We start from the raw sequence: 22,748 nt of genomic DNA, 5'->3' as shown, positions 1-22,748 counted from the left end.
GGCTGCGCGGGCCCCTTCGGCCGGGCCCCGCTCACCGCGAAGGCCCGCTCGTTCCTCGCGGGACGCACCGTCGCGTCGGCATGGCCCTCGCCACCTGCCTGCGATTCTGGGGAACCCGGACGCTGGTATTCGGTGTGGAGGGTACGCGTACGACATGGACTGGCTGACCAAGCTCCCCGTCATCGGCCCGCTCGTGGCCGGGCTGATGCGTACGCACGCCTGGCGTTCGTACGAGACGCTCGACCGGGTGCACTGGACGCGACTCGCCGCCGCGATCACCTTCATCAGCTTTCTCGCGCTCTTCCCGCTGATCACCGTCGCCGCGGCGATCGGCGCCGCGCTGCTCGGCCAGGAGCAGCTGGCCGAGATGGAGAACAAGCTCAGCGAGCAGGTGCCCGGCATCTCGGACCAGCTCGACCTCAACTCCCTGGTCACCAACGCGGGCACGGTCGGGCTTGTCGCGGGCGCGCTGCTGCTCTTCACCGGGATCGGCTGGATCGGCTCACTGCGGGAATGTCTGCGCGCCGTCTGGGAGCTGGACGACGAGGAGGAGGGCAACCCCGTCCTGCGCAGGCTGAAGGACGCGGGTGTGCTGCTCGGGCTCGGCGCGACCGCGCTCGCCTCGTTCGCCGCCTCCGCGCTCGGCTCCACCGCCGTCGGCTGGAGCGCCGACCGGCTCGGCATTGACGAGGGCGGAGCCAGCGGCGTACTGCTGCAGATCGCGGCACTCGTGGTCGGCGTCGTCGCCGACTTCCTGATTCTGCTGTACATGCTGACGCTGCTGCCGGGAGTGGAGCCGCCGCGCCGCCGTCTGCTCGTGGCGGCACTGATCGGCGCAGTCGGCTTCGAACTCCTCAAGCTGCTGCTCGGCAGCTATATGAAGGGCGTCGCGTCGAAGAGCATGTACGGGGCCTTCGGCGTTCCGGTCGCCCTGCTGCTGTGGATCAACTTCACAGCGAAGCTGATGCTGTTCTGCGCCGCCTGGACAGCGACGCGGAGTGAGCAGGACGGGCCGAGTGAGCAGGACGGGTCGGGTGCGCACAGCGGGCCGGGTGAGCGGAGCGGTACGACCGATGCCGCCGGCGGGACTAGCGGCGGCGCAGCGGCCAGCGGCGGTTGACCAGGAACACGCCGGCCGCCACCACCACCAGCACGCCGCCCGTGATGGCGATCGCGGTGCCGATGCCGCCGGCGCCCTTCCTGGCGGCGTGCGACTTCGCGGGAGCGCCGTTGTTGGCCGTATTCGCGTCGTTGGCGGACGGGGTGTCCGCGGACTTCGGCGGGACCAGCTCGCCGACCGGCTTGACCTTCCCGGCCGCGGCGAAGCCCCAGTCGAGCAGCCGGCCCGCTTCCTTGTAAACGGCCTGGCTCTCCTCCGAGTCCGGGTTCATGACGGTGACGAGCAGCACTCTGCCGTTGCGCTCGGCGACACCGGTGAAGGTCGCGCCCGCATGCGAGGTGTTGCCGTTCTTGACGCCCGCGATGCCCTTGTACGGAGAGATGCCGTAGTCGCCGGTCAGCAGGCGGTTGGTGTTCTGGATCTCGAACGTCTCGCGCTTCTTGCCCTCGGCCTGCGCGCCCGGGAATTCGGCGTGCGCGGTGGAGCAGTACTCGCGGAAGTCCTTCTTCTGCATGCCGCTACGGGCGATGAGTGTGAGGTCGTACGCGGAGGAGACCTGGCCGTCGGCGTCGTAGCCGTCGGGCGATACGACATGGGTGTCGAGCGCCTGCAGTTCCTCGGCGTGCTCCTGCATGTCCATGACGGTCTTGGGCACGCCGCCGTTCATCGACGAGAGCACATGCACAGCGTCGTTGCCGGAGCGGAGGAAGACACCGAGCCACAGATCGTGGACGGAGTAGGTGAGGTTCTCCTTGACCCCGACCAGGCTGCTGCCCTCGCCGACGTCCGCGAGCTCGGCGTTGGTCACCGTGTGGATCTCGGTCCTCGGCAGCCGGGGCAGCACGGTGTCCGCGAACAGCATCTTGAGAGTGGACGCCGGGGGCAGCCGCCAGTGGGCGTTGTGCGAGGCCAGCACATCGCCGCTCTCCGCGTCCGCGACGATCCAGGACCGGCCGCTCACATCCTTGGGCAGGACGGGCGCGCCGGGGCCGAGGCTGACCTGGGTGCCGGGCTTGCCGAGTTGGGTGCCTCCGACGGAGGACATGGAGGCCGGGGGGATCGGCTGTTTCTTGTCTGCCGTGCGGTGCTCGGTGTCCGCGGACGCGGGCGTGATGGTGAGAACGGGGAGCAACGCGGCGGCGGTGACCGTCAGCGCGGTCTTTTTCAGAGCAGACACGGTCGAGAACGTACATGGCGTTGAGGAAAATATGTTCATCATCCCGATGACCCGCCGGGAGTGACGCCGGGACAGCCCACCCCGAGGAACCCGGTCGGAGGACGGCCGCGATACTGAGTCCATGAAGCTCAGCCGCCCGGTCTCCTGGTTCCTGCTCGCATTCGGGGTGTGGAGCTGGTTCATCTGGATCACTTTCGTCAAGAACCTGTGGAAGGACGGCAGCGGACTCGCCTTCGACGACGCGGGTGACCCGACCACCTACTTCTGGGTGCATCTGCTGCTCGCCATTACGTCCTTTCTCCTGGGGACGGCCGTCGGCGTGATCGGGTTGCGTGGCGTACGCGCATTGCGTCGTGAGGGCGCGCAGAAGGAAAAGGAATAGAGGAGCGCTTCCGTGCTGGTGGTCGTCCTGCTTGTGGTGGTCGTGATCCTGGCCGTGCTCGCCGGGGTGCACTGGTACGTATGGCGACGGCTGGTCCGTGACACGACGGCGCGGGGCGGCGCGGCGCGCCGGGCGGGCACGGTGGCGGCGTGGGTGCTGCCGCTGCTTTCTGTGGGAGCGCTGGTGTCGGGGCGGGCGGGGGCGCCGTTCTGGCTGCAGCGGGTGGTGGCGTGGCCGGGGTATTTGTGGCTGGCAGTGCTGCTGTATCTGACGCTGGCGCTGGTGGTGGGGGAGGGGGTACGGGTTCTGCTGCGGCGGGCGCTGGAGCGGCGGGCGGCGGCTGCGACGACCGGGGGGAAGTCCCTCACCCCGCCCCTTCCCGAAACTGCGGAGCGGGCCCCCCGGACCCCCGGACCGACTCCGGCCGCGGCCGGCGCGACGGCGCAGGTGGAGTCCGGGCATGCTGCCGTCGTGACAACGCAGGTGGCGGACGTGGGCACGAACGGCGCCCTCGCGGCCCCCGCGCCCGAGGCGGTCTCCGCGCCCGAGGTCGTCCCCGTGCACGAGGTGGGCCCCGTGCACGAGGTGGGCCCCGTGCCCGCGGTGGTCCCCGCGGACCCGCCCGCCGGGCAAAGTGCCTCCTCGCGGCGGATGTTCGTTTCGCGGGTTGTCGGCGGGGGCGCCGCCGCCGTTGCTCTTGGGACCGTCGGGTACGGGACCTACGGCGTGCTGCGCGGGCCCCGGGTCAAGCGTGTCACCGTGCCGCTCGTCAGACTTCCGCGCGCCGCCCACGGGTTCCGGATCGCCGTCGTCAGCGATATCCACCTCGGCCCGATCCTCGGCCGCGCCCACACCCGGCGGATCGTCTACACCATCAACGCCACCTCGCCCGACCTCGTCGCCGTCGTCGGCGATCTCGTCGACGGCACCGTCGCTGATCTCGGGCCCGCCGCCGAGCCGCTCGCACAGTTGCGGTCACGGCACGGGTCCTTCTTCGTCACCGCGAACCCACCTAGAACATACTCGCTCTGCGCCTGATAGCAAGGCCCGTTCACGCACCAACTGGCGGTGAACGGGCCTCTGTTCAGCCAATCGGGGCTTGGCCAGGGGTGCGTGTCTCCTCGTTGGCAATGGGGGATGGGCGGTAGCGGGGCGCACCGTGTGCGGTTCTCCGGGCCCTCCCCGCCCGGAAGGCCATTAAGAAATCAACAAAAATAAAAGATATACCTCAAATCGAGCTCAAATGTACATGCATTTCGTTGACCAGCTAGAAGTCGTCGCGATACGTTCGGAATCGACCACGGCACAGCTAAGTATCACTTGGGGGGAATTCTGTGAATCGCATCTTTCGCACACTCGCTACTGCAGTCGTATTCAGCGGAATGACTATTGGGACAGCTGCAGCGACTCCGGCGAACGACACTGGCAATGCAGAGCCCGTTTTGGCTGCGAGTACTCCGGCGGGATTTGTTAATCCTGGTCCCGGCATGGTTGTGAAGCGAAGCGTACCCATCGACGAGAGCCCGTCCGTCAATGAGTCCGCCGCTAAGGGTGCACCGCGTATAGATCCCAGCAAGATCATAAAGATAACGGACACGCGATATCAGGGCCAGAAGTGCGGCACAAGTCTTTTGCAACAGACCAGCGGGCGTGGCAAGACTACTCTCGTCCTGACCGTTAGTAAGTCGGTCTCAACGGAGTGGAAGTCCGAGGCTAAGATAGACGCTAAGGTCGTGTCTGCGGGGGTCGGCTTTAGCGTAACGAAGTCTTATACTGTCGAGAATCAAACTCGATACGAAGTTCCCAAGGGTAAGTTTGGAACCGTTCAGGCTTACCCCTTGTACGACTTGTACACGTTCAATGTGAAGATCTTGAACGCAAAGAAGCCGGGCTGGGCGATGAAGCCGGTCGGCGTGTGCTTCAATCAGTGGACCGAATAACCAGAGTTCGGCCGAGCGGCCGAGTGGAGGGCTTGCCAATGAATCGAAGTGTCCGATCACTGGCCATTGGCCTGACCCTCTCACTAGCTGGTGTTGCCTGTACGGCGGGCGGGGGCGGAGGCGGGAGTAGCGCAACCCCCCCGCCATCGTCGCCGGCTACGCCGCTGCAAAAGCTCGATGGGTTGTCCCTGAGTGGAGACCCTATGGCAGAACTGGATGCCGAGGCTCCGACTAAAGAGCGGCGCCCCATCGGAGAGATTCGCATAGGACCGAATCGCATTGTCGCCTATGTCGAGGCACGTAAATGTGGAGTCTTGGTTCTTGATTTGAAAGGGAGAGTGTCCATTAGTTTGGAGACTCAGTGGCCGCAAAATTCCTCTCAGGGAAGTTCGCATCTCCCTGCTGGGCCACACAACAGTACTTCTGCGGCTGGAACTAACCGTTCTGATCCTTGGGTCTCGTTGTCCTGTGGGAGGAATTCAATGATCATTGAATACACTTCCAGAGCTCCCGGGCGTGTCTCGGCTCCACGCGGCGCAATGGCAGTAGAGGGTAACTCGCAGAAGAACTACACCAGCTACCTGGTTGTCGGTTCTGAAGCCGTCCGAACCGAGATTCTGGACAAGCTTTCACCGTAATGCGCCAAAGGCTCCCGGCTGGCCGGGAGCTGGCGTTGCGTGCGAAGGCCCCGTTCGTCTACGACGGGTCGCAGACGAACGGGGCCGATTGCGGGGCCACTATGGGACCCGAAGGCCGCCTTGCCCCCTGCCGGTTTTCATTCGGCGCGGGGGGTGCCGGAATTACTCGTCCGGCAGGGGACGGAGTCTCTAGGCGCTGGCTAGCGCCGCGCCGATTACGAACCCGCAGGAGCTGCTGATGGCGATGATCGGCAGTACGCCTGTGTAGGCAGCGATGGTGTTCCATGCGCGCTTCACGGTTGGATCTCCGTGTGAGTGAGCGGGTTATCGTTACCGGGTTTCACTCGCCAGTAGGTCTCGGTGTGCAATTTGAACCCCCGGTGATTGGGACTGCGTCCCGTGTGTTCGAGCGCCCATTGCTGCTGGGGCGATCCGTCGTCGGATGCTGCGGCGGGTTGCTGATGGCAGGTCATGCACTCAATGTGGAAAATCACCACGGGTGCGCCCTGCTGCTCGTCGGGGCCGAAGCTCCATTGCGCGTATGCGTGTACTTCTCGGCTGGCCACTTCAGAACCCCTGAGCGCGGCTAGCGTCGTTGGCTTGGGCGACAGCCTCACTGAACGGGGCTGGCTTGCACTCGGCAGATGACGGAATGCCCCGCACTCGCGCCGTTCAGCCATACCCTTTAAGCCCGTTGACGATTAGCCGCTCTCCGCAGGTGCCGCAGAATAGTATTCCGGCGAGCAGTGTGAGCCCGTGAGTCTTGCGCCCACTCTCTTTGCCGTTGTATTGAGTCGGCTTGGTCTTTTCGATGAGGGCCCTTCGTGTGGCTGCACTCCACAACTCCGGGGCAATCTTCATTCGTCGTCCGTCATCGCCGACCACGGGCTTTTTTCCGTGCATAAGGTAGCCTAATGCGGCCTCGGCGAGAAGATCATGCGGAGTTAGGACGCCTTCACGGGTAAGGCGAGCGCACTCCCTTGAGACTGTTATCTCACCCGTCTGATCGGCGAGGATTCGGCTGGCCACCTTGCGGATTTCCTTGGACGCGACAGGGTGCAGCGCGACGTGATCGACTTTCCCTTTGGGGGTTAGCCGGACGAAGGCGTATCCATATGATGGCTTATTCTTCGGCTGTCCAGATCGGCGAGCCCGCTCGGTCTCGTCCTGCACTCGCCTCTTAATCGCCCGGTGTTCGAGCTGCGCGCCCAGTGCCTTGATGAGCAAATCAGTCTCTTGCGCGGGGTCGTTGAGATCCCAGATGCTGGGGTGATCGGCCGTAACCAGGATTTGCCCATGGGCCGAGTTGCGGCCGGGTGAGAGGGTCGGTGGCCCCGGACACCTCCCCGTCGTCCGCCCAGCCGATGATGTGTGCGCCTACGTCCGTCGCTGCCGTGAGGACCTGGCCGAGTTGCTTGCCGGGGCTGTTGCTGGACCCGTTCCTACGTGACAGGCGGCGTACCGCTACCAGGCATTTGCCACATCCGTCGTACTCCGTCGTAGTCGGCTGCATGGTCTCCATGGTCCGGGAACCTCCATAAGGCGTGTGTATGTTCTGGGTGAGTTCCTGACCGGCAACCACGAGTACTTCTCGGGCGCCGAGGAGTGGGTCGACCATGTCCGCGAGCTGGGGCTCAGGCCGCTGCGGAACGAGCGCGTGGAGATCGGCGGCTTCGACCTCGCCGGCGAGAGCGAAGGCGACGGCCCCGGTTTCGCCAAGGCCCTCGGCGACCGGGACCCGGCGCGCGCCTCCGTGCTGCTCGCGCATCAGCCCGTCGTCATCCATGACGCCGTCGAACACGGCGTGGACCTGCAGCTGTCCGGACATACGCACGGCGGTCAGCTCTGGCCGGGAAACTATCTTGCGGCCCTGGCCAATCCGACGGTCGCAGGGCTCGAACGCTACGGCGACACCCAGCTGTACGTGACCCGCGGCGCGGGTGCCTGGGGACCGCCCGTGCGGGTCGGAGCCGCCTCCGACATCACCGTCGTACAGCTCGCCTCCCGCCAGGCATAGCCCAGTTCAGCGGACGGCACCGGCGTCCGGCGGCTGCGGGAGCTGAGCTTGATCTGACGGCCGGCGTACGGCGGCGGGCGGCCGGGCCTTCCGGCGTTCCGGCTCGGATTCTGCGGCTCGGTTTCTGCGGCTCGGTTTCTACGGCGCGACCGTCCGCGCGGCGGCCGGCAGCGCCACCGTCACCGCCAGACCCTCACCCGGCGCGGTCTGCACCGTCACCGCGCCGCCGTGCGAGGCGACCACCGCCTGCACGATCGCCATGCCGAGACCGCTGCCCGCGGGCTGACCACCGTCCGCGTCCGAACTCCCGCCGCCCGCGCGGAAGAAGCGGTCGAAGATGCGGTCGGCGTCCTCGCGGTCCATGCCGGGCCCCTCGTCCGCGACCCGCAGCCGCACCCGGCCGCAGCCGCGCACGTCGCCGTCCTCGCGCTCGAGCTCCACCCGCACCGGGGCATCGGCCGGGGTATGGGCGCGGATATTGGCCAGGAGGTTGCCGATGACCTGCCGCAGGCCCGACTCGTCGCCCTGGACGACCATCCCTCCATCGGCCTGTACGGCGACCGGGCGCCGCGGCTGCTGCGCCCGCAGATCGTCCGCAGCGTCCCGTACCAGACGGCTCAAGTCGACCGCACACAACTGTAGTTGGGGCTGCTGGTCGAGGCGGGCCAGAGTGAGCAGCTCCTCGACGAGCCGTCCCATCCGGTCGGCCTCGGCGTTCATCCGGGCCAGCGCCCGGGTCCGGTCCGCCGTCTCGCGCAGCATCCCCTTGTCGTACAGCTGGAGATAGCCGCGGATCGCGGACAGCGGCGTACGCAGCTCGTGTGAGGCGTCCGCGACGAACCGCCGCAGCTGGGCCGCGCTGTGCTCGCGCGTCTCGAAGGCCGACTCGACCTGGTGAAGCATGGAGTTGAGAGCGACCCGCAGCTGCTCGATCTCGGTGACGGGGTCGCGTCCGGCCGGTACCCGCCGGGTCAGGTCGCCCTCGGCGATGGCGGACGCCGTCTCCACCATGTCCTCCAGCGGCCGCAGCCGGTGCTTGGCGCCGAGCATGGTGAGCAGCGCGAGCAGCCCCAGCAGGAGGGTGCCGAAGGCGACATCGAGCCTGAGGGCCTTCTTCATCGAGGAGTGCACCGCCCCGGTGTGGGTCGCCATCAGGACGACCGTGCCGTCGCCGAGGCGTGTGCCGACCGCTCGATACGGCTCCGAGTCGAGGCTCACGTCGACCGGCACCGGGGAGTCGGCGAGCGCGGCGGGATCTTCGACGGCGTCGGCGAGTCTGTGCTGCCGTTCGATGGGTGCGATGCCCGCGAAGCCGATCGGCTCGCCCTCGTGGTCGAGGGCGACGAGGATCGTCTCCGGCCGCGGCAGGCTGTCGGCGTCCGACGTGCCCGGCGCGAACTGGTCGCGCAGCGCTCCGATGGCGCTCAGCGATTCGATCTGCTTCTGGGTGAACCCCGTCCGCTTCAGCGCGTTGCGGCTCCCGACCAGCTCTGTGTCCACCCGGTCCAGCAGATAGTGCCGCATGCCCATGAGGCTGACCGCGGTGGCTGCGACGATGCCGAGGGCCAGCAGCGCCACATTCACCAGCGTGAGCTTGGCGCGCAGGGAGTGAATTCCGCGGTGCTGGTGCCGACGCCGTATGCGGCCCGTGACAAGCCTCCATCGAGTCCTCGAGCGAGCCCTCGTGCGAGTCGTCGTGCGAGCCCTCATGCGAGTCCGTATCCGATGCCCCGCCTGGTGGTGATCAACGGTGGCCCCAGCGGATCCAGCTTGCGTCGCAGATAGCTGATGTACGTCTCGACCACGGTCGACTCGGCCTGGTGCTCGTACTGCCAGACATGGCGCAGCAACTGCTCCTTGGGCACGATCCGCCCGCCGTTGCGTACGAGAAAGCGCAGCAGCGCGTACTCGGTGGGCGTGAGCTGCACCGAGTTGCCCGCGCGCCGTGCCGCGTAGGTCGTATCGTCCAGCTCCAGATCCCGGTACCGCAGCGGTGGTCGCACCGGCAGCACATCGGCGGGCCTGGTCCGGCGCAGTACCGCCCTGATGCGGGCCACGACCTCGTCGACGTTGAACGGCTTGGTGATGTAGTCGTCACCGAAGCCCAGCGCGCCCACGATTTCGGCAGGAGCGTCACGCGCGGTCACGAAGACGACGGCCATCTCCGGGTGAGCGGCACGCAGTTCACGCCCCAGCACCCGTCCGTCGCCGTCCGGGAGCATCACATCGAGGAGCGCCACATCAGGGCGCGTCTGCCCGGCCAGCTGCTGGGCCTGCCGTACGCTTCCCGCCGTAATCACCTCAAAACGGTGATAGCGCAGTGCGATGGCGAGGACGTCGGCGATGCTCGGCTCGTCCTCGACCACCAGCACGGTCGCTCCCTCGTGGTTCATGTCCCCAGTATCGGTGTGTACGCCGTTCGGGGAGCCGGTCACTGTCTTGGAGTTCCTTGAGAGTCATGGCCGCGCCACGCCACGGGCCGTATCCGCGGCCGATTCTTGAGACCGGCCCGGGGGAGACGGATCGACGAAGGGGCAGGAATCGTGGCGGCATTGGCACGGTGGTGCTATCGGCACCGGCTGGTGGTCCTGGTGCTGTGGGTGGGGGCACTGCTCGGCCTGGGGGTGGCGGGAAGTGCGGCAGGCACCAACTACTCGAACAGCTTCAGCCTCCCGAACACCGACTCCACACACGCGTACGACCTGATGGTGAAGGCCTTCCCGGAGCGCTCCGGCGACACCGACACGGTGGTGTGGCGGGTCTCCGAGGGTTCCGTGCGCGACGGGTCGGTACGGGAGCGGATCGAGCCCGCGCTCAAGGAGATCGCGGGCATGAAGGGCGTCGGCGAGGTCGCGAGTCCGTACGCCGGAGCGGCGGGCGCGGCACAGATCAGCAAGGACGGGCGGATCGCCTACGCCCAGGTCACCTTTGCCGAGCAGGCCAACGGCGTGCCGAGGGAGCTCGTCCAGGATGTCGTCGACACCGCGCAGGACGCCGAGCGTGACGGTCTGCGGGTCGAGCTCGGCGGTCAGGCGATCACCCGCATCCAGGAGCCGCCGACCGGTACGGCCGAGATGGTCGGTATGGCGGCCGCGGCGATCGTGCTCTTCCTGGCCTTCGGCTCGCTCTTCGCGATGGTGCTTCCGCTGGTCGTGGCCGTCTTCGGGGTGGGTTCCGGGATGCTGTCGACGACGCTGCTCAGCCATGCCACGGATGTGCCCGAAGTGGCGCCGCTGCTCGGTTCGTTGATCGGCCTCGGCGTCGGTATCGACTACGCGCTGTTCATCGTGACCCGGCACCGCAAGGGCATCATGGGGGGCGCGACGCCGGAGGAGGCGGCCATCACCGCGCTGAACACCTCCGGGCGTGCGGTGCTGTTCGCCGGCGGCACGGTGTGCATCGCCCTCGCCGGCATGCTCGTGATGAACATGCGTTTCCTCAACGGTGTGGTCGTCGCGACCTCGCTCACCGTCGTACTGAGCGTGCTCGCCGCGATCACGCTGCTGCCCGCGCTCCTCGGCAACCTGGGCATGCGGGTGCTGAGCCGGCGGCAGCGGCGCAGGCTTGCCGCCGAAGGGCCCGAGCCGACGGAGTCGAACGGCGCCGCCGCCCGCTGGTCCGCGCAGGTGCAGAAGCGGCCCAAGTCGGTCGCGCTGGTCGCCGTCGTGGTGATGGCGGCGCTCGCCGTTCCCGTACTGTCTCTGCGTCTCGGCGCGTCCGACCAGGGCAACCACAGGAAGGACACCACCACCCGGCAGGCGTACGACCTGCTCGCCGAGGGCTTCGGGCCCGGTTTCAACGGGCCGCTGCAACTGGTCGCGCGGGACGCCGAACCCGCCGCCGTCCAGGCGCTGGTGGGCGCGGTGCGCGGAACGGAGGGCGTCGCCCAGGTCGTCGCGCTGCCCTCGCCGCCGGACTCCGGTATCGCGGTGATCCAGGTCGTACCGACGACCTCCCCGCAGTCCGAGGAGACCGACCGGCTGATCGACCGGCTTCGTGACGAGGTGATCCCGCAGTCGGGCGAGGAGGTCCACGTCGGCGGAGTCACCGCGGTCTTCAAGGACTTCGCGGCGGTGACCGGTGACCGGCTGCCGTACTTCATCGGGACGATCATCGCGCTGGGCTTCGTGCTGCTGCTGATCGCGTTCCGGTCACTGGTCGTCCCGCTGACGGCTGCCCTGATGAACCTGATCGCGGCCGCGGCCTCGTTCGGCGTACTGGTCGCGATCTTCCAGTGGGGCTGGGGAGCCGAGGCGCTCGGCCTCGGCAAGGAGGGTCCGATCACCGCGTTCCTGCCGGTGATCATGCTGTCGCTGCTCTTCGGGCTCTCCATGGACTACCAGGTCTTCCTGGTCAGCCGGATGCATGAGGAGTGGGTGCATACGAAGGACAACGCGCGGGCGGTACGGGTCGGCCTCGCCGAGACCAGCCGGGTCATCAACTGCGCCGCCCTGATCATGATCTGCGTGTTCAGCGCGTTCGTGCTGAGCGGCGACATGGAAGGCGCGATGGCGGGCATCGGGCTTGCGGCGGCGGTGGCGCTGGACGCGTTCATCCTGCGTACGGCGCTGGTGCCGGCGGCGATGCATCTGCTGGGGAAGTCCAACTGGTGGCTGCCTGCGGGTCTGGAGAAGCGGCTGCCGCATCTGGCGGTGGAGCCGCGGGAGGCCGCGTACTCGGGCCCGGCTGCCCCGGCGGTCCCCGGACAGCGCCTTCAGCCGTCGGCAGGCGCGTCCGTCGTGCACGGCTTTGTCCGTACGGAGCTGGGCGAGCCGGTCGGGGACGCGATCCTCACCCTTGTCTCGCCCGGCGGCAGCCAGGTCGACCGGGTGGAGTCGCTGGCCGACGGCTCGTACATCCTGTCCGCGCCGGCCGGCGGCGCGTATCTGCTGGCGGCGACGGCGGGGATCCGAGACCCCTGGGTCAGGCACATCATGATCGGCGGCGATCCGCTGGTCCACGATGTGGTGCTGACCGACGTGGGAGTGAGCCGCTGACGGCGTCGGTCCCAGCGCGACGAACGCCCCTGCCGCGGCGGGGGCGTTCGTCGTTCCGCGCTACTTCTTGCGGGCGGCGACGGTCTCCGCCATCCCGGGAAGGAAGTCCGTGAACAGCTCGTGCACCTCGCGTACAAGCGGCCGCAGCACCCGGAACCGGGAGAGCGCGACACCGCGCGTGGTGAGCCTGGCGCCGCGTTCGGCGAGGCGTCGACTGCGCTCACGGCCATCGGAGCGGTCGAAGACCCAGTACAGGACGAGTCCCATCTGGGAGAGCCACATCAACTCGGGGAGGAGGTCGGCGAGTTCTTCCGCCACCTTGGCCTTCGACCCGGCCAGCACTTCGCGGTGGACGGCGATGGCCGCCTCGCGCGCGTGTTCCGACTCGGGGGAGAAGGGACTGAGCGGGCTCTCCGGGTCGGCCGCGTTCTTGAAGAACTGGGCCGCGAACTCGTGGTACGGCGCGGCGATGTCCAGCCACGCCTGCAGCACCCCGGCGAGCCGGGTCTCCAGATCCGTCTCCCGGTCCAGCACGGGCCGGACCGCCGCCTGGTGCTCGGCGGCGATCCGGTCGTAGAAGCCCTGGACGAGGTGTTCCTTGGAGGAGAAGTAGTAGTACGCGTTCCCTACGGAGACCCCGGCCTCCTTGGCGATGGCCCGCATCGTCGTCTTGTCGTAACCGCGCTCCTGGAAGAGCCGGAGTGCGGTCTCGAGAATAAGCGTGCGGGTCTGCTCGCTCTTGGGGGCCTTTACTTCTGTCACGGTGTCCGAGCCTAACCGGGGACGGAGCACCGGTCGTCGCAGGGCGTACCGATGGCCCCTCCTGCCGCGGTCGCCTCGCGGTACTTGGCCGCCGCGAGCATCGTGACGCGTACGAAGGGCTCGCCCGCCGGGGTGGCGAGCCAGTGGGCCTTCGGCCGGTGTTCGGCCAGGGCCCAGAGGCAGACGATCCAGGCGGCGGGCCCGGTGTAGATCTGGCCCCTGTCCCCGATGACGGTGATCTCTTTGAGGGTCCGGGCGTGGTCGAGGCGCGGGTATCTGCGCCGCGCCTCGTCCGACCCGGCGGGCACCAGGTCCAGCGGTACGAGTGTGCGCTGCCGCAGGAGCCAGCTCCGCAGGTGCACGCAGAGCGAGCACTGGGCGTCGTACAGGACGGTCAGTCTGCGGACCGGGGTGCGGACCGAGGGGCCGGTCGGGGTGCGGACCGAGGGGCCGGTCGGGGGGCGGGCCGGGGTGCCCATCGTGCTCACGCCCCGGCGGGACCGGCGGCGGGTGCGGCCCACGGGCCCTGGCCTGCCTGGCCCGTCCAGCCTTGCGGCGGCACCGGCGGTATCTGCTCGCGCTCCATCATTCCGCGTCGGCGGATCTTGTTGAGTACGTAGACATTGCCGAGGTGCATCACACCGAGGACGAGGAGTACGACGCCGATCTTCACCGAGAGCGCCTCGAAGAGTCCGCGGGCGTCGGCGACGGCGTCGGCGGCCTTGAGGTAGAGGGCGACGAAGCCCAGATTCACCAGGTAGAAGCCGACCACCAGAAGGTGGTTAACGGCATCGGCGAGCTTCTCGTTCCCCTGGAGTACGTCGGCGAGGAAGACCCGGCCGTTCTTGCTGAGCGTGCGGGCGACCCAGATGGTGAGGGCGACGCTGATCAGCAGATAGATGACGTACGCGATAACAGTGAGGTCCATGCCCCACCCTCCCTTGAACGCGTTCAAAAGCTGGTGTCATGGACTGTAGACCTCCTTTTGAACATGTTCAAGCCAGCTGGGAGCCAGAGGAGGGGTGGGCGTCGGGGCTCCAACCTCGGCCGGGTGACGCACTCTTGCGAGAGAGCAGGTCAGCGCCCGGCGGCAGTGGTGCTGCTGCTTTGGGCCGGTCGACTCCCCGGGCTGGAGTGGCCGCTCCTGGCCGGCGGTCGGCCGCCTACCTGTCGCGCCTCAGCTGAGCCGTGATCGTGCGGTCGGTGATCCTCTCGTCGTCGGCAAGCAGGAACGCCTTCGACATGATCACCGACAGCAGTCCGCCGTCCTCCTCGAAGGGCAGGAAGAGTCGCTCCCCGCTCCCGCCGACCGCCGAACGGTCCACCACGACGCAGAGATGGGCGTCGTTGGGCTCCATCAGGATGCTGCCCGAGCCGAGATGGATCTTGTACGTACGGAGCTCACCGCGCACCCGCAGGAACCGGTCCGTGAGCTCCACACGGTCCGCGATCCGGGTCCGCGGCAGCAGGCGGGCCAGCGACTCCCGCCGTATCCGCGCCGATTGGGTGAGCTCGCCGAACGCCCAGCCCTCCCAGTACCCGTCGTACGCGCGCTCCTCACCGCGGTCCCGCCACTGCGGGTCCGCCCCGATCGACGCGACCCCCACGAACAGGTCCGCGTCCCGCATCGCCTCCGTCAGCACCAGCGGCGGTACGTCGACGAGGTCGGCCCGCTCCCACGGTCCGCGCGCCCCGTGCCGCCGCTCGAAGCGCAGCTGGTCCGTGGAGCACAGGGACGCCATGTCGCCGTCCGACCGCTGCTCGACCAGCTCGACATGGAACCGGGCCCGCCAGAACTCGCCGTCGGAAGCGGTCAGTTCACCGGCGCGCGGCAGCTCCCGCACCATCTCTGCCGCCCACCCCTCGCCGTACCCCAGGTGGTTGCCCAGCCAGCCGCGCTCCACCATCAGCGCCTTCGCCCGGTTGTAGCGCAGGATGTGTCCGGCGAAGCGGTTGGAGTAGCCGCGGGTCTCCTCCTCGGCCGGGGTGAGCGGGTAGACCTCACGGAAGGCCTGCTTGAACGGCTGACGCAGCTCGCGTTCGGCGAGCTCCTCGCGCCAGATCCGTATCTCGTCGGCGTCGGCGCGCACCGGATGCCAGAGCCGCAACACGGAGCCGTCCGTCACCGGGGCCGCCGTGCCGTCCGCCCCGGCCAGCGCCCAGCCGCCGGCCGTACGCTCCGGCAGTCCGGCAACCCACTGCTCGCCGCCGTCCGCGCTCGCCTCCCAGAGCAGGCTGCGGGACAGCGTGCCGGTCACCGGATGGTCGATGTAGTACCGCTCCCAGTCGCCGGACGCCCACTGGGTGCCCGCCATCAGATGCTCCTCGAGCCGCACCCGTTCGACCGGCAGCAGAGTCCGCAGCTGCTTCAACGCGGCCCGGATGTCCCCCAGGCGGTCACCGAACTCCTCCCGGACCGCCTTCGGCGCGGACTTCAGCACCCGGCCCTGCGGCCCCCGGAAGGAGAGCGTGGCCGCCACGGAAGCGGTGATCGACAGCACCGCGGTGTAGTCGCCGAGCGGCTCCTCGCGGATGCCGCGCGCGTCGAGGCCCACGGACGGCACGGCCCGTTCCCTGAGCATCGACGGAGTGATCCCGCCGCGCTCGGCGACAGCCTGCAGGGAGGCGCTGATGCCCTTGACCACCGTGCGGTTGCGGATCTTGCGCCGGAGCCGGCCGAGCCAGTCGGCGGCCTGCTCGCCCTGCGTACCGCCGAAGTCGCCGAGGACGGCGACCGCGGTCGTGGCCATCCTGCCGCTGCGGCAGTCACCGCCGGAACCGCGCGTCCCCGTGCCGGCGTTGAGCGCGACCGCGCCGACGGCCGGCACCACCCAGTCCGCCTCGACATCGGCGGCGGCCCACAACAGCCCGCGCAGCAGCCGGGTGCTGCCCTCCGCCGCGATCCCCGGCAGGGTGTACCCGCCGACCCGGGCGGGCGCCGCCACCGGATGCTCCCGCTGCCCCGCCATCCCCTCCAGCAGCGCCCGCACCACCTCGGGACCCCCTTCCGCTTCGTCCAGCAGCGCCGCCGCCTCCTTGCGCCACCGCTTGGTAGCGCGCAACTTGTCCTGGCCCATGCAGTGCCACAGGAGGTCGTTGACGCCAGGAGCGGAGAGCAGCGCGCTGTGGGCGGCCCGCATCGCAGGTCCGTAATCGTCGAACCCGTCGAGCAGTTCGTCCGCAAGACCGGTGGCGGCCGGCTCCGTCCCCGCCAGCTCGTCGAGCTGCTCCCGCATCCTCTCGGACCGGCGTGCCGCGAACGGCATCCATCGGCGCAGCGACCGCACCAGCTCCCGGTCGTACGCCCCGGCCGTGCGGGCCGCCGCCAGTGCGGTCCCCACCAGCGGCTCGAACTCCCGCAGCAGGGTGAGCAGATCGACCTGCGCACGCTTGCCCGCCAGCCGCCCGAGCAGCTCGTCGGCCTGCTGCGCGGTCCAGTCGAGCTGCCGCGACGCCACCCAGCCGAGCGCCCCCAGACCGACATCGTCCGCGCCGCCGGCGATGACGTTCTGGTGGAACCAGAGCGCGGCCTGCCGCTGCTCCGGCTCGTCCAGCGACTCCAGCAGTTCTTGCACCGGCGGCCCCTCGCCCGTGCGCTCCTGCCACCCCGCCTCGTACAGCCTGGTCTCCAGGCCGTCCGCCATCGCCGTCATCGTGCCGGTCCCCTCCCCGAGCTCAACTCCTTCCGACGGTACGGCGCACCACTGACAACGGCCCCGGCGGCCCCGAACCGGCGCACTCCCGGAACCGCCGCCGTGCCCAGGCAGGCCGCGCCCACCACGACCGCCGCGACCGCGAGCGGCACCGAAGGGCCCCATGCCGAGGCGGCCAGCGGCGCCAGCGCGTACCCGAGCGGCATCGCGCCGAGAGAGAGCAGCCAGTCGTACGAGGTGACCCGGGCCAGCGCATGCGCCGGGATCGCCTGCTGGACCGAGGTCTGCCAGACCGGTGAGAGGAAGCCGAGCCCGGCCTGGGCGACGCCGTACGCCGCGATGGTCAGCGGAGCGGGCGCGGAAAGGGCCAGCAGCCCGAGCGGCAGCGCGTAGGCCGCAAGACCCAGATTGGCCACCAGGACCGGCCGCTGGGGCCGGGCCCGCGCGGCGATCAGCGAGCCCAGCAGCAGCCCGACCGCGCCGGTCTGGAGCAGCGCGACCCAGGTGCCCTGCCCGCCCAACTCGCGTACGGCGATGGCGGGGCCGAGCGTCATCAGTACGGCGGCCGCGCCGTTCCACGCGGCGTGCGCGAGGAGGCTGGTCCAGTACCAGTCGCGGGCGAGGACCTCGGTCCAGCCCTCCTTGAGGTCGGCGAGCAGCGACCGCCGCGGAATGGGCACGTGCCGTACGCGGACAGCCGCGAGCAGCACGGCGCTCACCGCGAAGCTCGCCGCGTCGAGTACGAAGGCCCAGCCGGGCCCGACGGTGTAGATCAGCAGTCCGGCGAGTGCGGGTCCGCCGAGCCGGGTGGCGCTCTGCGCGACGCCCATCACCGCGTTGGCCTTTCGTAGCCCGTCCTCCTCGACCGTCCCGGTGATCAGCGGCGAGACGGTCGGCATCGCGAACGCGCCCGCCGCCCCACCGACCGCCTCCGCGACGGCGATATGCCACAACCGGGGCTCGCCGCCGAGGAGTTCCACTGCCACGAGGAGCTGGGTGAGGCACCGTACGGCGTCGGTGACGAGCGCGACCGTACGGGCGTTGAACCGGTCCCCGACGACGCCGCCGAGCGGCAGCAGCAGGAGCTTCGGGACCATCGCGCAGCCCAGTACGAGCGCGAGCGCGCCGGTCGATCCGGTGGCTTCGTACACGGCGAGGGCCAGCGCGGCGGGAATCGCGGCGTCGCCGAGCAAGGACAGTGTGCGGCCGAGGAACAGCAGCCGGAAGGAGCGCGTGCGCAGAGGATGCGGTGGCATGAAGGCCAAACTATTTCGGTAGCGAACTATTCGTCAATGAAATATCTCCTTCCGAAGTACACCCCAGTACCATCGCGGCCATGGAGCACCGCGACTGGACCGACGGACATGTGGAGCGATGGAAGCCCGTCCTGCCCGACCTCGACCCCGACATCGAGGGCGCGGTCACGCGGATGAAGAAACTCTCCGTGCATCTGCGTCGGGTGCGGGAACAGTCCCTGCTCGACTTCGACCTGGAACGCCATGAGTTCGACACCCTGCACAAGCTCGCGGGCCGCGGCGGCAAGGCGGCCCCCTCCGAACTCGCCGCGGACCTCGACCTGGCCCCGGCCTCGGTCACCGGCCGCCTGGACGCGCTCGAGAAACGCGGGTTCATCCGCCGTACGCCCTCCACAACCGACCGCCGCCGGGTCGATGTGGAACTGACGAAGTCGGGCCGGGCGACCTGGCTGGGCGCGATGGACGTCCTCGGCGACGAGGAGTACCGGCTGCTCGGGGTCCTCTCCAAGGATGAACGGAAGCAGCTCAACGACCTGCTGCGACGCGTCATGCTGGCCGCCGAGCACCCGTCACCGACATCACCAGGGAGTACAGACTCGTCGTCGCCGTGATGAACAGCCGGTTGTTCTTGGGGCCGCCGAAGGCGATGTTGGAGACCGCCTCGGGGACGACGATCCGGCCGATCAGGGTCCCGTCCGGGTCGTAGCAGTGCACTCCGCCGTCCATGGCCGCCGCCCACAGCCGGCCTTCGTCGTCGAAGCGGATGTTGTCGAAACGGCTGATGCCGTCCGCCGCCTCGGCGAAGACCTTGCCGTCCGAGAGGGTGCCGTTCTCGCGTACGTCGAAGACGCGGATCTGGCCGGCGCGTGTGTCGGAGACGTACAGCTGCCGCTCGTCGAGCGAGAAGACCAGGCCGTTGGGGCCGCCGAAGCCGTCGGCGACCAGGCGGACCTCGCCCGTGGCCGGGTCCACGCGATAGACGTTGCAGGCGCCGATCTCGCTCTCGGCGCGGAAGCCCTCGTAGTCGCTGGTGATGCCGAAGTCGGGGTCGGAGAACCAGACTGAGCCGTCGGACCGTACGGCTGCGTCGTTCGGGCTGTTGAGGCGCTTGCCCTCGAAGCGGTCGGCGAGGACGGTGAGCGTGCCGTCCGGTTCGGTGCGGGTCACGCGTCGGTTGCCCTGCTCGCAGCTGATCAACCGGCCCTCGCGGTCGAGCGTGTTGCCGTTGCTGTGGCCGGCCGGAGAGCGGAAGAGGCTGATCGCGCCGGTTGCCTCGTCCCAGCGCAGCATACGGTCGTTGGGGATGTCGCTCCAGATCAGCTGCCGCCAGGCGGGCAGATAGAGCGGGCCCTCGGCCCAGCGGCAGTCGTCGTGGAGCGTCTCCAGCCGCTCGTCGCCGTTGGCGCAGCGTCCGGTGCGGAAGCGATCGTCCAGGATCTCGTATATCGAGGGGCGGGTAGTGCTGGACATGGTTGAGTCCCCCAGTTCAATGACGGAATAGTATTCCGTGGAGTATCCGTATCGCAGTATGAGGTATGGTCGCAAGCGTGGATGACATCGATCGTGAGCTTGTGGCCCTGCTCCAGCAGGACGCCACCCAGGCCTACGCGGCGCTGGGCAAGGCCGTCGGCCTCTCGGCCGGTGCCGCGCACGAGCGGGTGAGGAAACTGCGCGAGCGCGGTGTCATCCGCCGTACGACGGTGGAGGTGGACCCGGCGGCGCTGGGACGGGGTGTGCTCGCCTTCGTCATGGTCGAATCGTCCGTCTGGATGGGGGAGTCGGGCGCCGCTTTCGCCGCGATCTCCGAGATCCAGGAAGCGCACATCATCGCGGGCAGCGCGTCCGTGCTGGTGAAGGTGCGCACCGCCACCACCGAGCAGCTCCAGGACGTGCTGCGGCGGTTGTACGCCATCGAGGGCGTCAGCGGCACGCAGGCCACCGTCTCGCTGGAGACCTTCTTCGAGCGGCCGGTCTCCCCTCGTCAGGACTGATTGTCAGTGGTGGCTTCTACTGTTCTCGGCATGGGAATGGTGACCTTCGTCGACGGGACGACATCGGGGGAACGTCGCGACGCTTGGGGACTGGAGGTCGCGGAAGAACGCCTCGCGCTGCGCGAGTTGATCCGGCGCAGGGTGCTTGAGGAGGTCGTGGACGGCCAGGACGCCAGGGGCGCGTACGAGCGCGCCATCGAGGCGTTCGGGCGCAACGGCTTCCTGGTGCTGGTCGGGGACCGGCAGATCGAGGAGCTGGACCAGCAGCTCGAACTCGGCAGCGCCACGGAGGTCACCTTCCTGAAGCTCGTTCCGCTGGTGGGTGGCTGATGGGGACGCGCTACCCGGAGCGGGTCGAGACGGTCCGGCAGCTGGCAGCCGAAGGCAATATGGACCTCCTCGCCGATGAGTTGCTGCATATCGCGACCGGCAACGACAACCACTGGGGCGGCGACGGGGCGCCGGTGCTGGACGCTGTCCGGAAGCTGCCCGAGGACGAGCGGATGCGGCTCGTCGACGGGCTGGTGAAGCGCTCCCGGGCATACCCCTGGGGAGACCCCGTCCGTACACACGCACTGACCCTTGTCGGGATCGTCGGGCGCGGGCTCCCGCAGGACTTCGTCTCCGCCGATCGGCTCACGCGCATGGAAGAGCTCAGCACCGCCCACACCTTCCACGCCTACCACGAACTGATCACGCTGGCGGAGGGCGAACTGGACGCAGGACGCGAACTGCCCGGCGCGTTCGTCGCCCTGCTGCGCCGTTCCCTGCTGGACAGTTACGGCGTCGTGCCCGAACTCTCCCTCGTACTGGACCGGGTCGAGGACCCCGTCCTCAACCCCGGTGAGGCGTGGGCGGACCAGGCCCTGGCGGACGCGGCCCGGTTCGGCGACGCCGGGCGGCGGCTGCTGAAGCATCTGCGGACCGCCACCTCCGCCAAGCCCACCGGCACATGGGAGCAGACCGGCCGCGAGCTGATCGACGAGATCGGTACCGGGGCCGTACGGGACGCGGTGCTGAGCTGGCTCCAGCTCGTGGGACGGCCACGGACGATCCAGCTGTACGCGAGGCCGCACGGGGCCGATCCCAACAGCCTGTACGACCCGTTCAACGCCGACGCCCTGCGCGGAGTCGCCTGGCTGGCCGCCCTGCTGCCGGCCGGCCAGGACACCGCACGCGTCCTCGGAGCCCTCGTCGAGACGTCTCTGCGCAAAGTCCCCCAAGTCGGCCCGCGCAACCCGAAGGTCGCCAACGCCGGCGTGGCCGGGCTCTCCCGTACGGACGGCGACGCGGCCCTCGCCGAACTGGCGCGGCTGTCCACGCGCGTCACCTACAAGGGCACGCTCAAACAGCTGAGCGCCGCTCTCGAGGCCCGCGCACAGGCCCTCGGTCTGAGCCGGGAGGAGATGGAGGAGCTCGCCGTACCGGCGTACGGGCTGACCGGTGTCGGGCACGGCCAGTACGAACTGGGCGAATCCACTGCCCTGTTGGAGGTGCACGGCAACAAGGCGGTGTTGTCCTGGCGCAATGCCGCGGGCAAGGCCGTCAAGAGCGTGCCCGCGGTCGTGAAGCGCGACTTCCCGGACGGGCTCAAGGAGCTCAAGGCCGCCGTCAGGGACATCGACAAGATGCTCACCGCGCAGGCCGAGCGGCTGGACCGGCAGTTCCTGGCCCGCCGCACCTGGACGTACCCGGACTGGCGCAGGCGCTGTCTCGACCACCCCCTGGTCGGCACGCTCGCCCGCCGGCTGATCTGGATGGTCGACGACACCCCTGCGTACTTCCACGGCACCGATGTGCACACACTGGACGGCGACCCGGTGTGCGCCACCGACACTGCCGTCGTCGAGCTCTGGCACCCGGTCTCCCGCCCGGCGTCCGAGGTCGCCGCCTGGCAGCAGCGACTGGAGGCCGGGCGCATCACCCAGCCGTTCAAACAGGCCCACCGCGAGGTGTATCCGCTCACCGACGCGGAGCGGACCACGGGGACCTACTCCAACCGCTTCGCCGGGCACGTCCTGCGCCAGCACCAGTTCAACTCCCTGGCCGCGGTCCGCGGCTGGACGGCCCGGCTCCGGCTCAGCGTCGACGACTCGTACCCGCCCGCGGTAAGGGAGTTGCCGCAGTGGGGGCTGCGCGCCGAGTACTGGATCGAGGGCGTCGGCGGCAGGGAGGACGACGACCTCACCGACTCCGGCGCGTACACCCGCGTCGTCACCGATCAGGTCCGCTTCTATCCGATCGACGCCCCCGGCAACCGGGCGCACGCGGGCGGCGGCGCCTACCGCCAGGGCAGCAGATGGCAGGACGGGACATCCGTCGACCCGCTGCCGCTCACCGGCATACCCGAGCTCGTGCTCTCCGAAGTCCTGCGCGACGTCGACCTGTTCGTGGGCGTGGCCTCCGTCGGCAACGACCCCACCTGGCAGGACGGCGGACCCGGCGGCCGCTTCCGGGAGTACTGGACCTCGTACGGCTTCGGCGAGCTGTCCCAAACGGCAGCGACCCGCCGCGAGTTGCTCACCCGGCTCGTCCCGCGGCTTGCGATCGCCGACCGTTGCACCGTCGCCGGCCGCTTCCTGCGGGTCCGCGGCGATCGGCACACGTACCGGATCCATCTCGGCTCGGGCAACATCCTGATCGATCCGCACGAGCGCTATCTGTGCATCGTCCCGTCGGCGGGCAGCGGCGCGGTGAACGCCGGATACCTGCCCTTCGAGGGTGACCGGATGCTCGCCGTGATCCTCAGCAAGGCGATGATGCTCGCCAAGGACACGGAGATCACCGACCCCACGATCACCAGCCAGCTCTAGAG

18 protein-coding genes and 3 pseudogenes are annotated in these 22,748 nt (G+C 69.0%); 11 read left to right on the top strand and 10 right to left on the bottom strand.

What is annotated here, in order from left to right; all coding sequences use genetic code 11:
- Positions 1 to 74: 74 nt before the first annotated feature.
- Positions 75 to 167: pseudogene (locus ACFWDI_RS14665) on the top strand (GtrA family protein); the annotation flags it as partial.
- Positions 155 to 1,120 carry a YihY/virulence factor BrkB family protein gene (locus ACFWDI_RS14660; RefSeq protein ID WP_385303927.1) on the top strand — a complete coding sequence of 322 codons (966 nt, stop codon included), beginning with the start codon at positions 155 to 157 and terminating at the stop codon, positions 1,118 to 1,120. The pseudogene ACFWDI_RS14665 and the gene ACFWDI_RS14660, both read left to right, overlap by 13 nt.
- Here ACFWDI_RS14660 and ACFWDI_RS14655 read toward each other — a convergent pair.
- Positions 1,089 to 2,297: a D-alanyl-D-alanine carboxypeptidase family protein gene (locus tag ACFWDI_RS14655; protein ID WP_385303925.1), complete on the bottom strand. Its 1,209-nt coding sequence runs from the start codon at positions 2,295 to 2,297 to the stop codon at positions 1,089 to 1,091. The genes ACFWDI_RS14660 and ACFWDI_RS14655 overlap by 32 nt on opposite strands.
- A 121-nt stretch (positions 2,298 to 2,418) precedes the next feature.
- On the opposite strand from ACFWDI_RS14655, the gene ACFWDI_RS14650 reads away from it, so the two are divergent.
- The 3 genes and pseudogenes from ACFWDI_RS14650 (at position 2,419) to ACFWDI_RS14640 (ending at position 4,619) form a co-directional block, all read left to right on the top strand.
- On the top strand, positions 2,419 to 2,679 hold the full coding sequence (locus ACFWDI_RS14650) for an SCO4848 family membrane protein (protein ID WP_385303922.1): 261 nt from the start codon (positions 2,419 to 2,421) through the stop codon (positions 2,677 to 2,679).
- Between the two features lie 12 nt (positions 2,680 to 2,691).
- Positions 2,692 to 3,687: pseudogene (locus ACFWDI_RS14645) on the top strand (metallophosphoesterase); the annotation flags it as partial.
- A 479-nt stretch (positions 3,688 to 4,166) separates the two neighbouring features.
- Positions 4,167 to 4,619, top strand: a complete 453-nt coding sequence (locus ACFWDI_RS14640) for a hypothetical protein (protein WP_385303920.1) — start codon at positions 4,167 to 4,169, stop codon at positions 4,617 to 4,619.
- A gap of 1,310 nt (positions 4,620 to 5,929) precedes the next feature.
- On the opposite strand, the gene ACFWDI_RS14635 is transcribed toward ACFWDI_RS14640, so the two are convergent.
- The gene (locus tag ACFWDI_RS14635; RefSeq protein WP_385303919.1) at positions 5,930 to 6,484 is read right to left on the bottom strand and encodes a hypothetical protein; all 555 of its coding nucleotides are present in this window, start codon (positions 6,482 to 6,484) and stop codon (positions 5,930 to 5,932) included.
- A 337-nt stretch (positions 6,485 to 6,821) separates the two neighbouring features.
- Between ACFWDI_RS14635 and ACFWDI_RS14630 the strand changes: the two are divergent.
- Positions 6,822 to 7,274: pseudogene (locus tag ACFWDI_RS14630) on the top strand (metallophosphoesterase); the annotation flags it as partial.
- 138 nt (positions 7,275 to 7,412) lie between these two features.
- Here ACFWDI_RS14630 and ACFWDI_RS14625 read toward each other — a convergent pair.
- Both ACFWDI_RS14625 and ACFWDI_RS14620 read right to left on the bottom strand, forming a co-directional pair.
- On the bottom strand, positions 7,413 to 8,984 hold the full coding sequence (locus tag ACFWDI_RS14625) for a sensor histidine kinase (protein WP_385303917.1): 1,572 nt from the start codon (positions 8,982 to 8,984) through the stop codon (positions 7,413 to 7,415).
- Positions 8,981 to 9,667, bottom strand: coding sequence for a response regulator transcription factor (locus ACFWDI_RS14620; RefSeq protein ID WP_385303915.1), 687 nt, complete (start codon positions 9,665 to 9,667; stop codon positions 8,981 to 8,983). Before ACFWDI_RS14620 ends, ACFWDI_RS14625 begins: the two co-directional genes overlap by 4 nt.
- A 159-nt stretch (positions 9,668 to 9,826) precedes the next feature.
- Between ACFWDI_RS14620 and ACFWDI_RS14615 the strand changes: the two genes are divergently transcribed.
- Positions 9,827 to 12,271, top strand: coding sequence for an MMPL family transporter (locus ACFWDI_RS14615; protein WP_385304095.1), 2,445 nt, complete (start codon positions 9,827 to 9,829; stop codon positions 12,269 to 12,271).
- 60 nt (positions 12,272 to 12,331) lie between these two features.
- Here ACFWDI_RS14615 and ACFWDI_RS14610 read toward each other — a convergent pair whose 3' ends face one another.
- The 5 genes from ACFWDI_RS14610 to ACFWDI_RS14590 all read right to left on the bottom strand — a co-directional run bounded on the left by ACFWDI_RS14610 (position 12,332) and on the right by ACFWDI_RS14590 (position 17,942).
- Positions 12,332 to 13,033, bottom strand: a complete 702-nt coding sequence (locus ACFWDI_RS14610; RefSeq protein ID WP_385303913.1) for a TetR family transcriptional regulator — start codon at positions 13,031 to 13,033, stop codon at positions 12,332 to 12,334.
- An 11-nt stretch (positions 13,034 to 13,044) separates the two neighbouring features.
- The gene (locus ACFWDI_RS14605; RefSeq protein WP_385304093.1) at positions 13,045 to 13,512 is read right to left on the bottom strand and encodes a thiol-disulfide oxidoreductase DCC family protein; all 468 of its coding nucleotides are present in this window, start codon (positions 13,510 to 13,512) and stop codon (positions 13,045 to 13,047) included.
- A 5-nt stretch (positions 13,513 to 13,517) separates the two neighbouring features.
- Positions 13,518 to 13,961: a hypothetical protein gene (locus ACFWDI_RS14600; protein ID WP_362678606.1), complete on the bottom strand. Its 444-nt coding sequence runs from the start codon at positions 13,959 to 13,961 to the stop codon at positions 13,518 to 13,520.
- Positions 13,962 to 14,196: 235 nt separating this feature from the next.
- Positions 14,197 to 16,677, bottom strand: a complete 2,481-nt coding sequence (locus ACFWDI_RS14595; protein ID WP_385303911.1) for a DUF4132 domain-containing protein — start codon at positions 16,675 to 16,677, stop codon at positions 14,197 to 14,199.
- 5 nt (positions 16,678 to 16,682) lie between these two features.
- A complete protein-coding gene (locus ACFWDI_RS14590; RefSeq protein WP_385303909.1) occupies positions 16,683 to 17,942 on the bottom strand; it encodes an MFS transporter in 1,260 nt (419 codons plus the stop codon).
- 80 nt (positions 17,943 to 18,022) lie between these two features.
- On the opposite strand from ACFWDI_RS14590, the gene ACFWDI_RS14585 reads away from it, so the two are divergent.
- On the top strand, positions 18,023 to 18,553 hold the full coding sequence (locus ACFWDI_RS14585; RefSeq protein ID WP_385303907.1) for a MarR family winged helix-turn-helix transcriptional regulator: 531 nt from the start codon (positions 18,023 to 18,025) through the stop codon (positions 18,551 to 18,553).
- Here the strand turns inward: ACFWDI_RS14585 and ACFWDI_RS14580 are convergent.
- Positions 18,489 to 19,412: an SMP-30/gluconolactonase/LRE family protein gene (locus ACFWDI_RS14580; RefSeq protein WP_385303904.1), complete on the bottom strand. Its 924-nt coding sequence runs from the start codon at positions 19,410 to 19,412 to the stop codon at positions 18,489 to 18,491. The genes ACFWDI_RS14585 and ACFWDI_RS14580 overlap by 65 nt on opposite strands.
- A 77-nt stretch (positions 19,413 to 19,489) precedes the next feature.
- On the opposite strand from ACFWDI_RS14580, the gene ACFWDI_RS14575 reads away from it, so the two are divergent.
- From ACFWDI_RS14575 to ACFWDI_RS14565, 3 genes are read left to right on the top strand one after another with little or no spacing between them, the layout of a single operon-like run.
- Positions 19,490 to 19,933 carry an Lrp/AsnC family transcriptional regulator gene (locus ACFWDI_RS14575; protein WP_362678620.1) on the top strand — a complete coding sequence of 148 codons (444 nt, stop codon included), beginning with the start codon at positions 19,490 to 19,492 and terminating at the stop codon, positions 19,931 to 19,933.
- Positions 19,934 to 19,963: 30 nt separating this feature from the next.
- Positions 19,964 to 20,263 (top strand): hypothetical protein, encoded by a 300-nt coding sequence (locus ACFWDI_RS14570; RefSeq protein WP_385303902.1) that lies wholly within the window; start codon positions 19,964 to 19,966, stop codon positions 20,261 to 20,263.
- Positions 20,263 to 22,746 (top strand): DUF4132 domain-containing protein, encoded by a 2,484-nt coding sequence (locus tag ACFWDI_RS14565; RefSeq protein ID WP_385303900.1) that lies wholly within the window; start codon positions 20,263 to 20,265, stop codon positions 22,744 to 22,746. The genes ACFWDI_RS14570 and ACFWDI_RS14565 overlap by 1 nt, the downstream gene beginning before the upstream one ends.
- Positions 22,747 to 22,748: the final 2 nt, after the last annotated feature.

This window comes from Streptomyces sp. NPDC060064 (genome assembly GCF_042736455.1).
In the GTDB taxonomy this organism is placed as follows: Bacteria; Actinomycetota; Actinomycetes; order Streptomycetales; family Streptomycetaceae; genus Streptomyces.
The sequence above is the reverse complement of the archived record's forward strand: the minus strand, read 5'-3'. Positions and strand labels throughout refer to the sequence as shown.

Bases quoted from the DNA above. Each gene is read 5' to 3' on its own strand.
- ACFWDI_RS14660 (WP_385303927.1), top strand. From the start codon at position 155: ATGGACTGGCTGACCAAGCTCCCCGTCATCGGCCCGCTCGTGGCCGGG.
- ACFWDI_RS14650 (WP_385303922.1), top strand. From the start codon at position 2,419: ATGAAGCTCAGCCGCCCGGTCTCCTGGTTCCTGCTCGCATTCGGGGTG.
- ACFWDI_RS14640 (WP_385303920.1), top strand. From the start codon at position 4,167: ATGGTTGTGAAGCGAAGCGTACCCATCGACGAGAGCCCGTCCGTCAAT.
- ACFWDI_RS14625 (WP_385303917.1), bottom strand. From the start codon at position 8,984: ATGAGGGCTCGCACGACGACTCGCACGAGGGCTCGCTCGAGGACTCGA.
- ACFWDI_RS14620 (WP_385303915.1), bottom strand. From the start codon at position 9,667: ATGAACCACGAGGGAGCGACCGTGCTGGTGGTCGAGGACGAGCCGAGC.
- ACFWDI_RS14605 (WP_385304093.1), bottom strand. From the start codon at position 13,512: ATGGGCACCCCGGCCCGCCCCCCGACCGGCCCCTCGGTCCGCACCCCG.
- ACFWDI_RS14600 (WP_362678606.1), bottom strand. From the start codon at position 13,961: ATGGACCTCACTGTTATCGCGTACGTCATCTATCTGCTGATCAGCGTC.
- ACFWDI_RS14595 (WP_385303911.1), bottom strand. From the start codon at position 16,677: ATGGCGGACGGCCTGGAGACCAGGCTGTACGAGGCGGGGTGGCAGGAG.
- ACFWDI_RS14590 (WP_385303909.1), bottom strand. From the start codon at position 17,942: ATGCCACCGCATCCTCTGCGCACGCGCTCCTTCCGGCTGCTGTTCCTC.
- ACFWDI_RS14585 (WP_385303907.1), top strand. From the start codon at position 18,023: ATGGAGCACCGCGACTGGACCGACGGACATGTGGAGCGATGGAAGCCC.
- ACFWDI_RS14580 (WP_385303904.1), bottom strand. From the start codon at position 19,412: ATGTCCAGCACTACCCGCCCCTCGATATACGAGATCCTGGACGATCGC.
- ACFWDI_RS14570 (WP_385303902.1), top strand. From the start codon at position 19,964: ATGGGAATGGTGACCTTCGTCGACGGGACGACATCGGGGGAACGTCGC.
- ACFWDI_RS14565 (WP_385303900.1), top strand. From the start codon at position 20,263: ATGGGGACGCGCTACCCGGAGCGGGTCGAGACGGTCCGGCAGCTGGCA.